Raw genomic sequence first — 12727 nt, forward strand, 5'->3', positions numbered from 1 at the left:
ATAAACATATCCCAATATTTATTCTTGTTTTTCTATGAGTGAGGCGAGGTACGTTTATAACACCTATCTAGCCTGTATATAGATGCTTATTTAAGGAACTTTATGACAACACAAAATGCGATTTTTATTCTTTTTTGTAATGATGAAATCACATTAACTGATGAAGATTATGTGCCACCCTCATTGCAATCTGAGGGATATATCCATGCGTGCACGGCTGCGCAAGTCGAGTCTGTATATCAGCGTTTTTATGCAAACTTAGACTCGGTCAAAGTGGCGGTGATTGACCCGCGGCTTGTTAAAGCTAATCTTGTTTTTGAAGCGCCCTCTGAGCCCATGGATACACATACTGGGTTTCCACATATTTATGGTGAACTTAATCTTGATGCCGTAGTTGATATTATTGATTATCAATTATTTACCCATCAAGAGATCACACCAAATATCCTCGATGTACTTGCCCATTATCGCTTCGAACGCTTGCCTGTCGAGGGCACCTTATATAAAAGTACCTGGCGCGCTGACAATGAATTAGGTGATAGTACGCCAGTCGGTACAGCGATGATAGGCATGTACTCTAATGTCTTAAAAAGTGTGTCTTGCTTTCATCGTTTAACACATGATGAGGTTTGGCACTTTTATCAAGGTGATGCATTTAATCTTTATTTGCTCTATCCAGACGGAACATCGCAAACAATCGTAATGGGCACTGATTTTTCAAAAGGTCAGAAAATACAGTGTCGAATTCCTGCCGGAGTATGGCAAGCAGGCGAACTGGCAGCTGGTGGGCAGTATGCATTATTTGGCTGCACCATGGCGCCGGGCTTTACTGGGGACTGCTTTGAAGCGGCTGACCATGATGCGCTTAAACAAAGTTATCCAGAAATGGCTGCGGTATGTGATAGGTTGGCGATCAATAATCATGAAACAAAAATGCCTGCTGGGTTTGCTTCTTAATCAAGTGTTCTCAGCCTAAAATGAATTATTTGGCCTCTCTACTTTGTTCCTCTATATTCAATAGATGATTAATAAATAGGAACTTGAATTGATAGGTCAGGTAGTATGTATTGCCGCAGGGTTGTTGTTTTCATCGATACTTAGCGCACGCCCTTCTATAGAGCAGCAGATGGACATGCTTCAAGAAGCGCAAGATTATCTTACGGTTAAGCCCTCTCAGTCGCTGCACATCCTCGCCTCAATCTCTGATGTTGAGGCGTTACCCTTAGGACTTCAGATCCGCTGGCACGTTCTGCGTGTGAGAGCATCGGTGCCGACCAATCAGCTAATGCAACTTGAGCAATCATTACAGGGGTTGTTTGCGTTAAGTGCACATCCTTATTTTGAAGATAACCTGACTAGTGTTCTCAGTGCTTTGGGCATTTGGCTGCGCCGTAAAGGGCATTTAAAAGAAGCTGATATCAGCTTGCAATGCGCTTTAAAGTACGCAAAAAATGTATCACAGCAGCTTACGTTAATTAATAGCAGAGCATTGGTTGCAAGACATATGGGTAAGTACTCAGGTGCAATTTCACTATACAAAGAGGCGGCTCTGTTGGCGGAAAAACAGCGTCATATATCCATGATGGCAACCATTGATAACAATTTGGGGGCGATAGCTTTCGATTTAGCTAACTATGATGAAGCTGATGTATATTTTCGTGCTGCACTGACTGGCTATCAGCGCATTGATAAGCGTTCAGGGCATATTACCGCGGGGACCAACCTGCTGTTTTTATTTATTCTAAAAGACGAGATACTCAATTATCAGCGCCTTTATTCACCCATAAAAGCGCTGACGGATGGATTTCCTAATCAATCTAAAAAAGCATTTTTAACATGGATCCATGCTGCGTATTTAATTAAGCAAGGGGGCCATATATCAGAACAAGTACGTCAAAACTTGCAAACCGCTTATTCACAGCTAGAAAGCCACCAAGTTAAACTATTGGTTGGTATGCATTTGGCCCCTATTGTGAAAATTGCACTACCACCTTTGCCGACACGCAAATCAACACCGTTTACAGCTCTATGGTTTAAGCAGGTACAAGATTGTCGCTGGTAATGGCAGGATAGGATTTTTAAAATACTATTAGTTGTATGTCACCCCAAGGAGCGTAAAGAATGACCCCAATTACCATCTTAGACTACCAACCAAGGTGGGTAGATGAATTTCATGAAATTAAAGAAGACTTACAGCGTTTATTGGGTGATTTGGCGGTTGCTATTGATCACATTGGCTCGACAGCGGTCGTTGGTCTTGCAGCGAAAGACATCATTGATATCCAAGTGAGTGTAAAGGCCCTTGACACTCACTTACTGGTTGCTGCATTTCAAAAAGGCGGATATCTATCGTGGTGATATTACGAATGACAATTTGATAGGTTATAAGGATCAAGATATAGAAATGCAAAAGCTATACTTTCGTGAACCTAAAGGGTCTAGACAAACCCACATACACGTAAGGGAAGTTGGTCGCTTCAACCAAGCATATGCGTTACTGTTTCGTGATTTCTTACGTAAAAATGATGCCGTTGCTATGGCTTATGAAAAAATTAAAAGGTCTCTTGCGAAGCGTTTTCCGAATGATATAGACGCATACTATGAAATCAAAGATCCTTATATGGATACGCTTTTTTGTGCTGCGAATTTGCTAAACGTCAAAAATGGGACAAGAGAAAACTAAAAAAATCAGGATGTTAATATGGATATAAAAACAGATTGGCTCGAAATCAAAAAGTTATTTAGGTGTTCATTTAAATCGTCATTTCACTATGCGATTGCGACAGTAAAAGACGATGGCTGTCCACATATTACCCCTATCGGCTCATTGACCCTAACAGAGCCAGGAAAGGGCTATTATTTTGAAAAATTCACCTCTCAGTTGCCTAAGTCGGCTCGTACACATGAGCGGGTGTGTATTTTAGCGGTGAATGGCAGCATGTGGTATTGGGTCAAGTCATTAATTAAAGGTGAGTTTGGCACTCGACCTGCCGTTAGGTTATATGGCACTTTAGGTGACTTACGGGATGCGACGGAGAGTGAAAAAGCGCGTTTTCAAAGGCGAGTGAGTAAAACCCGTTTTACGCGAGGATATAAATTATTGTGGAAAAATATGTCTAAAGTGCGTGAGATCGAGTTTGATAAAGCCGAACAAGTTAAGATTGGAACAATGACCAAGCAGTTTTTCAACTAGTTGATCAAAGCTCTGCACAGGCAGTGCAGAGGTAATGTATTAATTGGCTACCCATAACATAATAGATAGCGCAGCCAGCCAAATGAGTTTGACCCAGTAAGATAAGCGCTGATATAAACCGACCAAGTTGGCTTTTTGTTTAAAGGTAAGTGCCATTTTATAAAGGTAATAGCAGGCAATAACGACGCATAAGCCGGAAAAAATCCGAAACCAAAGCTCAAATTGACTGAATATCATCAGCGTCGGTGCAATAAGCAGAGACAGAAGCATGATAAAGCCAGCATAGGAATGCACTTGGCAATTAAAACTCGGTGTTGTGGTATAAGGGTCTTTATCCATTGGAAAAAAGCCCGCTACCCACGTACCAATACCGTGAACGATGATTAACCAACCAACGCAAATTAGCAGCAATGACTCATGTGCATGTGTGGTGATACCCCATCCAAATAAGCAAAATAAAAAGCCTAAGGGATAATTGTTGATAAGTGGAGATAGTTTCTCTGTTGGGCTACCAGCAGCGCCCAGTTCGCTACAAAATTGGGTTTTATGATTGTAGTTTGGGTAGTAAAGAGCGGCGATATAAACCCCTAACGAGATCCAGATTGTGGCTATTAAGCCGCTAAGCAGCACGACACTGCCTTCCATAGAGAACTCCTTTTTTATTCATAGTAATTATATTAAAAATAAACTACGTGAATGTGTTGGCGGAGTCAATCGTTAATGGCTGAAAATCGTTCTATTTTTTATTAACGCTGAGAAGGGCATTTAAAATGAATTTTGCTCTAGTTGAATGTAGATCTCTTCAAAGACATGCTTTTGTTGAGGAAAGTTCTCCATGCCTTGTTTGAATGCATGGCGAGCGCTGTCATAATCTTCCAAATTTATGTAGCACATGCCTTTATAATATTGTGCTGTCGTCCCTTTTGGGTGGATCTTTAATGACTGCTCAAAGTAACTAATCGCAGTTTGAAAGTCACCCATATCCATATAAGCAAAACCAATGTTATCGATAGCTTCAAAATACAGTGGATAAATGTTTACCGCTTGTTTGTATGCCTCAATGGCTTGTTTGTACTGAGCCGCTTGATTTAATGCATAGCCTTTTGTATAGAGGGTATTGGCTCTAAAAATCAGATCATCTACCTTTTGGTTTGTGGCTTCTGCGTACTTATTAAAGTCATGATGCTTTAGGTAGTTTATGTAGCCCTTCAGCTCGTGCTTTAGAGGGGTATCATTACCAATAAATTGCCACTTCTGCTCTAACCGCGCATGTGCAATAGTCGAATGATAAGCCAATATTGATAATTCATCTAAGCTTGTTAACGTCGGCTTTTGTTTTGTATTGCTGTATAGCAGAGCATGGATTGTAGAAGATTGTTCATTGGTATCAATATCTAAAATTTTAGCTGTGCGCCAAGTACCATTTTCATTAATTGTGAATACATCACCAATGTTATAGTGATATGTTGCTTTATAGTAAGCATTACTAGCCCTGATTTCCTCTGAGACTAGAGGTAGAAATGTAAACAGCAAAAAGAATGATAGTAGGGCGTTGCGCATTTTTAATATACTTATGTTTATAGATTGTTTTGCAGTAAGTGAATACTGACTTATTTTACTGTTTAGGTGGCGGATTCTCTCAGATCCATTAGGGTTTGTCATCTAAAATAGGAAAAATTGCACGATTTTTATTAAGAAATGAGATTATTCATAATAACAAAATAAACACCTGTTGAATGTGTGTATGAAATATGTGCATTTTCAGTGATGCTAATACTTTAAGTTGTGCCTACTGCAATAATTTAAGATCGCGGTGGAAAGCAAATAGCTAGAGGGTAGCTACTATCTCGGGATACTTTATCGTGCACAATCATATGCAAATAAAGCGAGTGAAAAAGGAGAGTAGTAAATAACTTAATTCACTGGTTATTTTTCATGTTTGAGTTTGTTCACTTTACGGTACCTGTGTAGGTTGTTTTCTATTACCAGCTCCCGTAATGCTTGAAGCTGATCTTCTATTGCACTTAAATCAAATCTACATGCGAGTGACCATTTTAAGTAATCTTTGTACTTAATATCACTCACGCCATTTTCATAGTTTATAATTGTTGCTTCACTCGTCCCGAGTACTTTGGCCATTTGCTTCTGAGTCTTGTTTGCTGCGAGCCTCATTACCTTTAAGTCACTTAAGCTTTGCTCATCGAGCGGCCTAACAGTTTTATTCAATGTCTCGCCCTACATACAAAAATGATAATTAATCTAAAGATTTTTTTATGTTTAAGTAATTATTATTAAAATGTTAAAATATGTAAATACTATATATGGAGCATGGCCGAATGACAAGGATTGAACATGACATTACGTTGATCAATCAATTTATAGAGAATGTAGAGCAGCGAATTAAGAATCAAGTTGAGAGTGGACCTGTTGAAATGCTCTCCACCGATAAGTGCCCTGTAGTTAATTATCAGCCTCTCTATAACAAGCAGGCACCTATTTGGGTTATCTATACGCAGATGGGAGAATATCAATTTAAGTCACTTGCGAGCTTGTATACTTTTATGCCACCTCAATTATTGGGTGTTGTTTTAAATACGGCCAGTCAGCCGAGTAATGTGATGGTCTGTGTGACGTTGAAGGGGATAGGTAATAAATGTAATAGTGGCTTTTTTTTAACGTTGCCTGAACTGGTAAATGGAGTAGATGAATATGAAGCGCAAAGCCGAGTTCAGTCAGATTTTGGCATCGCATCACAGTTAATCGATTTACTAAACGGGGTGGATCCCCAGATCAAAGCAATGGCAAAAGCTACTTGCATGGGGCCTGCTTAAATAATTCCCAGTTTGGGTATATATTAGGCTTTTTTTATTGCGCATACGTCACACATCCACTAGAATTGGAAAAAAGCTGGATATTTTTTGGAGTTTTAATGGCGGATACGAAGAAGACAGAAGTGAGATTCTCGGTTGATGCAGACTATTTAGCGGCACTACAAAGCCGTTTAGGACTAAAAAAATCAAGTGATCTTACAAAAGTCGCTTTAACGTTATTAGATTGGGCATCAGACGAGGTGGTCCATGATAGAACAATTTTATCCGCAAATAAGCAAGGGAAAGACATACATCGTCTTGTCATACCTGAGCTAAATAATATCTCCAAAACAAATCTGTAGAATACGAAATATTTAAATGAGTTAAGTCATGTCTTTAAGTGCACAGGACTGCACACAATCACACGCAATCCAATCACAAGAATCATTGCAAGATATTGATCTTGCGTCTGCACAGGATTATACACCTGAAGATGCTCCTGTCTCCGAGCCGCTCACTGGCAAAGAAAGAGCGGGCGTTAATTTAACTTGGGGGATCATTGGTGTATTAATCGGGTTTTTGGTCATCATTCTATGTATTTTTATGTGGGGTGAGTATCAGTTCTTTACGGCAATGAGAGAGACCCAGAACCTGATGCTGACTAATCAAGTGGTAAATTCCGATGCTCTAATTCAACTAACTCAGCAGAGAAGTGACTTTCGTGCTTTTTGGTTCGATACCTTGCAGCTTATTCTGCTCAATGTGCTGTTTCCAACACTGACTGCATTATTAGGCTATGTATTTGGCACCAGCAGAAACGGTAGTAGTTAATAAAGCGAAATTAAGCCGCCGACGTTTTCCTAATATAAATGTATTGGTTTATAGCCAGTTAAGTGCTCATTATTGTGATTTTAGAGGCTAGTAAAACCAAGAGAGTTTGATGGGCTGGAAAAACGGCAGGCCATGTACTCTTTGGATTATGAATAAAGCTTAAGTTCATTCGTCTCATTGTTGATAAATCTTGCCAGATAAATATGTTTTACATGAATAAATTAACGTTGATAAACGCAGCGATCATTGTAATCTGAATTCAGTCTTTATCACTGATTTTGCTTAAAGGAGCAAGAGGTTTGTTTGATGTATAACAAACTCACCTGAACAAAGTCAGTGTTTTGTAGCAAGGTGATTGCATTACTTTGTGACTTACATATTATCTGGCTAGCCGTTTGGCCCTGATTTAAATACGCATTTCAAGGAGCTGTTTATATGCGTGATGAGCCTTATGATACTGAGGAAATTAAAAGTCCTTGGGTGGTGTTGAGACAAATTTGTGCACCACACAAAGTGATATTGATAATGGCGATGAGCTTAATTGCATTGGTCAGTGGCTTGCAATTGCTGCCAGTGTATTTGCTGTTTTTGTCGCTCAATGAAATATTAGTGCCTGTGGCTGCCTCTGCTGAAAAACTGATGTGGCTTGGTGCTGGGTTAGTTGCAGTGATCTTAGGCAGAACTTTCTGTCTGACAGGTGCTTATTACTTTAGCCATCAAATGGCCTTTAAAGCCTTGACCGAAGTCAGGCTCAAACTTGCTAACAACCTCGCCAGCTTGTCATTAAAGTGGCTCAACAAGCAAAATAGCGCAGCACTGAAGCAACAATGTCTTCAAGATGTTGAAAAGCTAGAAAACTTTATAGCGCATCAAAGTGTTGAATTACTCAATGCGTGCTTAACTCCGATCTGTATTTTATTTGCACTAGGGGTAATTGATTGGCGATTAGCGCTGAGCGCGATTGCTGTGGTGCCTGTGGCGTTTATGGTAAGTACATTATTTATGCGAAAAACAGCGCAACATTATACGCAATTTAATGATGTTGAGACTGCCTTGAACACCACGTTAAGTGATTATGTAAAATACGCGCCTTTGATGAAGTTGTATAACTTAGACAGCCAACGTTTCGCCATACTTAATAATAAGCTTAATGATTACCAGCAAGTGGTCCACGAGGTGACTAAGCAAACTGCGCCTGGTTGGTCGCTGTATACCGCTCTACTTGGTTCTGCATTTATCTTTTTATTACCTTGTACTATTTGGTTGCAAAGTAGCGGGCAAATCACACTAAGTCATTCGTTACTGGCTTTTTTGTTAGCCGTTGGCATGTTGGGCCCTGTGGTTAAGGTCAGTCGCTTTTTTATGGAAATTAACGAGTTACTGGCAAGTATTCAGCGTATTACGCCATTGTTTGGTATCGAATCAATCCATCGAGACGCCACGCCTATGCAAGTCAATTCAAAATACCCCATGTTGCAATTTTATTGTGTGGACTTTGGTTATGAACAACATAGGGTGCTAAGCAATGTGCATTTTAAATTGCTTCCCAATGCCATTAACGTGGTTGTAGGCGGATCCGGTGGCGGCAAGTCGACACTGGCGATGTTAGCATGTGGATTATTGGCACCCAGTGCAGGGCGTGTGCAGCTTTACGGTCAAGATGTATTTGGTTTGTCTGATAGTGCGCGCGCGCAGGCTATGAGTGTGGTGACACAAGACAGCTATCTATTCGAAGGCACTGTGCGTGACAACATTATATTTGGACGAAGTGGTATTAGTACAGAGACGCTTGAGCATGCGGTGGTGGCAGCTCAACTTAAGCCTTGGCTTGCGCAGCAACGAGAAGGGCTTGAAACACCTGTAAGCGCCCGAGGCGCTAATTTATCGGGTGGAGAAAAAATGCGTATCGCGATTGCACGGGCACTACTTGCAGCCCCTCCGTTGATGATATTGGACGAGGCGAGCGCTGCCATGGATAACTTAACACATAGTAAATTTTATCAAGGCTTAAAAGGGCATTACCCCAGCACCACATTTTTAGTGATCACCCATAAATATTTTGGCCTTGAGAACAGCGATCAGATCTTTAGTTTGGTTGATGGTGAAATCGTCGCGCAGGGAGTTCATGAGTCCTTGCTTGCTCGTTGTGAACACTATCAAAAAGGCTGGCAATTACAAGGCGGCGAATGTGCCGCTACGCCTCATTTTACACCGGCACCTATACTGAGTTATGAGATTTAAATGGATAGACAAGTAATAAACAGTATTGGCCGTATATTTGGTCACGTGAACGACGGAAAAAAGACCTTTTTATCTGGGGTTTTATTTAGAGGGTTCGAGCGTTGTATTGGCATTGTGCCGATGATGTTTTGTTTTTATTGGCTTCATACTCAGCAGAGCTTGGGCACGCTAGACGGCGCTTTTTTGTCGTCACCAGTAGACTATTTCATTGTGCTCGTGGCAATTTTTGTCGCGCAGTTATTGTGCGCTTACCTCGGTCAAATACGCAGCTTTACAGGTAGCTACCAACTCGTACACGCGTATCGCACAAAAGCGATAAATCACTTTCGGCGGTTACCTTTGGGGCATATTCATAAAACCCATAGCAGTGAGTTTTTAGAATTACTCAGTGAAGACATCAAACAAGTTGAAAGTATTTTTTCACATGTTTTGCCAGACTTATTGTCTGCCGCGACCGCGTCCGTCACTATTTTGTTATTTATGCTGATCATTTCCCCTTTGTATGCCCTGGGGTTATGTGCGATTTTGCCTTGTGCTTTTTGGGTGTTACGTGTTGCAAAGACAAGGTTTAATTGGGCAGCTAAAGCAAAAGTACAAATGAATAAGCATACCAGTAGTGTTATTACCGACTACATAGAGGCGCTTTGCACGTTAAAGTTATATAACCAAACACGTCATTGGTTAGCCCGCGTGCAAAAGCAACTTGAGACAAGTAAACAGCATAGCTTGCAAGTTGAAATGTGGGGGGCAGGACCGGTGATTGGCTTTCAAGTCATATTGAGTTTTTCGGTTGTTTTATTTGTTGTCATGTTAGCGCTGACAACACCTGAAAATAGCGAGGGTCATCTCAATTTGAGCACCATTATATTTGCTATGTTATTGCTGCAACTACTTGCACTGCTGAATGAAATCGCAGAGCAGAGCATGAGCTTAAAGCTAGCGGTGCAGTCAGAGCAAAAAGTTGAGTCATTGCTTTGTGAGGCGACGTTAGAGGAGCCCTACAAACCGCAAAAACCAGAGCAGTTCGACATCAACTTTGAGCGTGTATCGTTTAACTATGATGATAAAAAAGCCCTAGAACATATTTCATTTATTGTGCCGCAAGGATCCGTGACAGCCATTGTTGGGGAAACGGGCAGTGGCAAGTCGACGCTAATCAATCTATGTGCGCGATTTTTTGAGCCGCAAAGTGGTTGTATAACCATTGGCGGCATTGATCTTCGAGACATTGGATCTGAAGAGGTGCACAACCTTATCAGTATGGTGTTTCAAGACATGCAGCTAGTTGACGCCAGTATATTAGACAACATTCGTATAGGTAAGCCAGATGCCACCTTTGAAGAAGTTCATCATGCATGTGAGCAGGCGCAGTGTCTAGGGTTTATTAATAAACTCCCCAATGGATTAGACACGCCTGTTGGCGAAGGCGGGGTGAGATTATCTGGCGGTCAGCGACAACGCATTGCGATAGCTCGGGCTTTACTTAAAGGCGCGCCCATTGTGCTTCTGGATGAAGCTACTGCTTCGCTTGACCCAATTACCCAAACAGAAGTCGTCAGCGCAATCAAAAATTTGCTAAAAGACCGTACTGTGATCACCGTAGCGCATCGTCTTTCAAGTATTGTGCATGCAGATAATATTTTGGTGATCAATGAGGGAAAAATTGTTGAGTCTGGTACACATCGCTGCTTGCTTTCTATTGGCGGCTATTACACACGTTTATGGCGTGCACAATCACAAGCCGCGTAAAGGGCGTTGTACGATTTTGTTGCACAGACACTGTAAGTAATTCGCTCTTTAAAAACTTGGGAAATATAACTACATAATCCTAGCTAAGCTTTGTGGTAGAAGATTGTGTGGTTTATCCATATAAAAGGTGTGGTTAAAAACAACTCAATTGTTAATTTTGTGTAGTGGTGATAGCGTTTTGTGGTTTTAATTTGATATAGGCGACTCAAGGAGAAATCATGAAAAAACTATTACTTACAGCGGTGAGCTGTTTAGCAATGAGTGCAGCGGTTATTGCAGCAGATACGCAATCGACTGCTGCTAATCAAACCTTAACTATTGATGGTGTGACAGCAGCTACTTACCCAGCTCAGCCAACCATTTTAGACCAACTAACCCCATCAAATGCGTGTGAAGCGCGCTGTCAAAGTCACTACGAGGCGTGCGTGAAGTGGGCGCCACCTTGGACAAACTGTAATGATTTTATTAGACGTTGTATGAACAACTGCTCTAGATAAATCCATCTATATAGAAAAGGGGAATATAAAAGGCCAGTAATGGCCTTTTTTGTGCGCCAAAAAATGCTCAAAAATACCTTTTATTTTTTGCTCATCAACAGAGTATTTAAAATCAATAAGTTACAAGCGTTCTAAAAAAATAAGGTATTTTCCACATTATTTAGCTAGGTGTATGTATTTATGAGTTTTTGTGTTAAAAGTCTATAGTTCACTGCCGAATAGGCAGCTTAGAAACTCAGGCACAATCCCAACTTTCCCCGCGCTGAGTTCACTGCCGAATAGGCAGCTTAGAAATGTTTAAGGGGATTGGCATATATTAAAGGATTGTTCACTGCCGAATAGGCAGCTTAGAAACATTAAACGCGCTCGGTTTCCTTGTACGTTGGGTTCACTGCCGAATAGGCAGCTTAGAAACAAAAAACTCGTATTTATCTGCGACTCTGTTCGTTCACTGCCGAATAGGCAGCTTAGAAATCCAATGCTGAGGGGGCGTATTTCTGGATAAGGTTCACTGCCGAATAGGCAGCTTAGAAAGCCGAGAAAGAGTTCTTTAAAGTGAATAAAGCGTTCACTGCCGAATAGGCAGCTTAGAAATGTCAGAGCGAGATAGTGGCGGTTGGCCTGATGTTCACTGCCGAATAGGCAGCTTAGAAAACATCAAGAGGCGTAATATCGGCGTGACCAAAGTTCACTGCCGAATAGGCAGCTTAGAAATAAAGCACGTTGAGACCATTCGCAAAATTACGGTTCACTGCCGAATAGGCAGCTTAGAAATCACCAGTGGCGATTAAAAATAACGACGCCACGTTCACTGCCGAATAGGCAGCTTAGAAATGCCGACGGCAACTATGGCTATAACTGCTAATGTTCACTGCCGAATAGGCAGCTTAGAAAGTCTGAATCAGACGCTAGTAGCCAGCAACCTAGTTCACTGCCGAATAGGCAGCTTAGAAAACTCAACCGTTTCGCATTTCCAGCGTTCAAAAGTTCACTGCCGAATAGGCAGCTTAGAAATCGATGCTGGCCTGTTTCATGGCCACTTACCGGTTCACTGCCGAATAGGCAGCTTAGAAATTTCGTGAACCTTTCGTGGGACAAATACAGTAGTTCACTGCCGAATAGGCAGCTTAGAAATGATTAACAGTCCACACTGAAACATCTAGTTTGTTCACTGCCGAATAGGCAGCTTAGAAAAAGACCAGGAGACTTCAAAAAGTACTCTAATTGTTCACTGCCGAATAGGCAGCTTAGAAATTGTCCATTCTTCGTTGTAGTTGCTTCCTGTTGTTCACTGCCGAATAGGCAGCTTAGAAAATAACGCAAAAACTCCTCTTTTTCAGTAACGAGTTCACTGCCGAATAGGCAGCTTAGAAAATTTACGGAAATTGAGGTTTAAAAAGTGAAAT

Annotated in this window: 14 protein-coding genes and 1 CRISPR repeat array; of the genes, 11 read left to right on the top strand and 3 right to left on the bottom strand. The window is 41.1% G+C overall.

Annotated elements, in window-relative coordinates:
• Positions 1 to 102: 102 nt before the first annotated feature.
• From L1077_RS17895 to L1077_RS17910, 5 genes are all read left to right on the top strand, one after another.
• Positions 103 to 957, top strand: a complete 855-nt coding sequence (locus L1077_RS17895; RefSeq protein ID WP_237138324.1) for a cupin domain-containing protein — start codon at positions 103 to 105, stop codon at positions 955 to 957.
• Positions 958 to 1045: 88 nt separating this feature from the next.
• Positions 1046 to 2062: a tetratricopeptide repeat protein gene (locus L1077_RS17900; RefSeq protein WP_237138325.1), complete on the top strand. Its 1017-nt coding sequence runs from the start codon at positions 1046 to 1048 to the stop codon at positions 2060 to 2062.
• 59 nt (positions 2063 to 2121) lie between these two features.
• A complete protein-coding gene (locus L1077_RS27505; RefSeq protein ID WP_275424236.1) occupies positions 2122 to 2358 on the top strand; it encodes a GrpB family protein in 237 nt (78 codons plus the stop codon).
• 16 nt (positions 2359 to 2374) lie between these two features.
• Positions 2375 to 2683, top strand: coding sequence for a GrpB family protein (locus L1077_RS27510; RefSeq protein WP_275424237.1), 309 nt, complete (start codon positions 2375 to 2377; stop codon positions 2681 to 2683).
• A gap of 18 nt (positions 2684 to 2701) precedes the next feature.
• Positions 2702 to 3193, top strand: coding sequence for a hypothetical protein (locus L1077_RS17910; RefSeq protein WP_237138326.1), 492 nt, complete (start codon positions 2702 to 2704; stop codon positions 3191 to 3193).
• 39 nt (positions 3194 to 3232) lie between these two features.
• On the opposite strand, the gene L1077_RS17915 is transcribed toward L1077_RS17910, so the two are convergent.
• The 3 genes from L1077_RS17915 to L1077_RS17925 all read right to left on the bottom strand — a co-directional run bounded on the left by L1077_RS17915 (position 3233) and on the right by L1077_RS17925 (position 5419).
• Entirely contained in the window at positions 3233 to 3838 is a 606-nt protein-coding gene (locus tag L1077_RS17915; protein ID WP_237138327.1) for a DUF998 domain-containing protein, read from the bottom strand.
• A gap of 120 nt (positions 3839 to 3958) precedes the next feature.
• Positions 3959 to 4753: a tetratricopeptide repeat protein gene (locus L1077_RS17920; RefSeq protein WP_237138328.1), complete on the bottom strand. Its 795-nt coding sequence runs from the start codon at positions 4751 to 4753 to the stop codon at positions 3959 to 3961.
• A gap of 366 nt (positions 4754 to 5119) precedes the next feature.
• Complete coding sequence (locus L1077_RS17925; protein ID WP_237138329.1) at positions 5120 to 5419, bottom strand: helix-turn-helix transcriptional regulator; 300 nt, start codon at positions 5417 to 5419, stop codon at positions 5120 to 5122.
• 110 nt (positions 5420 to 5529) lie between these two features.
• On the opposite strand from L1077_RS17925, the gene L1077_RS17930 reads away from it, so the two are divergent.
• The 6 genes from L1077_RS17930 (at position 5530) to L1077_RS17955 (ending at position 11321) form a co-directional block, all read left to right on the top strand.
• On the top strand, positions 5530 to 6024 hold the full coding sequence (locus L1077_RS17930) for a hypothetical protein (RefSeq protein WP_237138330.1): 495 nt from the start codon (positions 5530 to 5532) through the stop codon (positions 6022 to 6024).
• Between the two features lie 98 nt (positions 6025 to 6122).
• Positions 6123 to 6365, top strand: coding sequence for a hypothetical protein (locus L1077_RS17935; protein ID WP_046356818.1), 243 nt, complete (start codon positions 6123 to 6125; stop codon positions 6363 to 6365).
• A gap of 28 nt (positions 6366 to 6393) precedes the next feature.
• Complete coding sequence (locus tag L1077_RS17940; protein WP_237138331.1) at positions 6394 to 6834, top strand: hypothetical protein; 441 nt, start codon at positions 6394 to 6396, stop codon at positions 6832 to 6834.
• Positions 6835 to 7269: 435 nt separating this feature from the next.
• Positions 7270 to 9075: an ABC transporter ATP-binding protein gene (locus tag L1077_RS17945; protein WP_237138332.1), complete on the top strand. Its 1806-nt coding sequence runs from the start codon at positions 7270 to 7272 to the stop codon at positions 9073 to 9075.
• Positions 9076 to 10824, top strand: a complete 1749-nt coding sequence (locus tag L1077_RS17950; RefSeq protein ID WP_237138333.1) for an ABC transporter ATP-binding protein — start codon at positions 9076 to 9078, stop codon at positions 10822 to 10824. It begins immediately after the preceding gene.
• A 218-nt stretch (positions 10825 to 11042) separates the two neighbouring features.
• A complete protein-coding gene (locus L1077_RS17955; RefSeq protein WP_237138334.1) occupies positions 11043 to 11321 on the top strand; it encodes a hypothetical protein in 279 nt (92 codons plus the stop codon).
• A 206-nt stretch (positions 11322 to 11527) separates the two neighbouring features.
• Positions 11528 to 12695: direct repeats of the CRISPR family, unit length 28 nt; unit sequence GTTCACTGCCGAATAGGCAGCTTAGAAA.
• Positions 12696 to 12727: the final 32 nt, after the last annotated feature.

The organism is Pseudoalteromonas luteoviolacea, assembly GCF_021654285.1.
Classification (GTDB): domain Bacteria; phylum Pseudomonadota; class Gammaproteobacteria; order Enterobacterales; family Alteromonadaceae; genus Pseudoalteromonas; species Pseudoalteromonas luteoviolacea_J.

Coding starts and splice junctions, on each gene's coding strand:
- L1077_RS17910 (WP_237138326.1), top strand. CDS start 2,702: ATGGATATAAAAACAGATTGGCTCGAAATCAAAAAGTTATTTAGGTGT.
- L1077_RS27505 (WP_275424236.1), top strand. CDS start 2,122: ATGACCCCAATTACCATCTTAGACTACCAACCAAGGTGGGTAGATGAA.
- L1077_RS17915 (WP_237138327.1), bottom strand. CDS start 3,838: ATGGAAGGCAGTGTCGTGCTGCTTAGCGGCTTAATAGCCACAATCTGG.
- L1077_RS17930 (WP_237138330.1), top strand. CDS start 5,530: ATGACAAGGATTGAACATGACATTACGTTGATCAATCAATTTATAGAG.
- L1077_RS17940 (WP_237138331.1), top strand. CDS start 6,394: ATGTCTTTAAGTGCACAGGACTGCACACAATCACACGCAATCCAATCA.
- L1077_RS17935 (WP_046356818.1), top strand. CDS start 6,123: ATGGCGGATACGAAGAAGACAGAAGTGAGATTCTCGGTTGATGCAGAC.
- L1077_RS17920 (WP_237138328.1), bottom strand. CDS start 4,753: ATGCGCAACGCCCTACTATCATTCTTTTTGCTGTTTACATTTCTACCT.
- L1077_RS17950 (WP_237138333.1), top strand. CDS start 9,076: ATGGATAGACAAGTAATAAACAGTATTGGCCGTATATTTGGTCACGTG.
- L1077_RS17895 (WP_237138324.1), top strand. CDS start 103: ATGACAACACAAAATGCGATTTTTATTCTTTTTTGTAATGATGAAATC.
- L1077_RS17955 (WP_237138334.1), top strand. CDS start 11,043: ATGAAAAAACTATTACTTACAGCGGTGAGCTGTTTAGCAATGAGTGCA.
- L1077_RS17945 (WP_237138332.1), top strand. CDS start 7,270: ATGCGTGATGAGCCTTATGATACTGAGGAAATTAAAAGTCCTTGGGTG.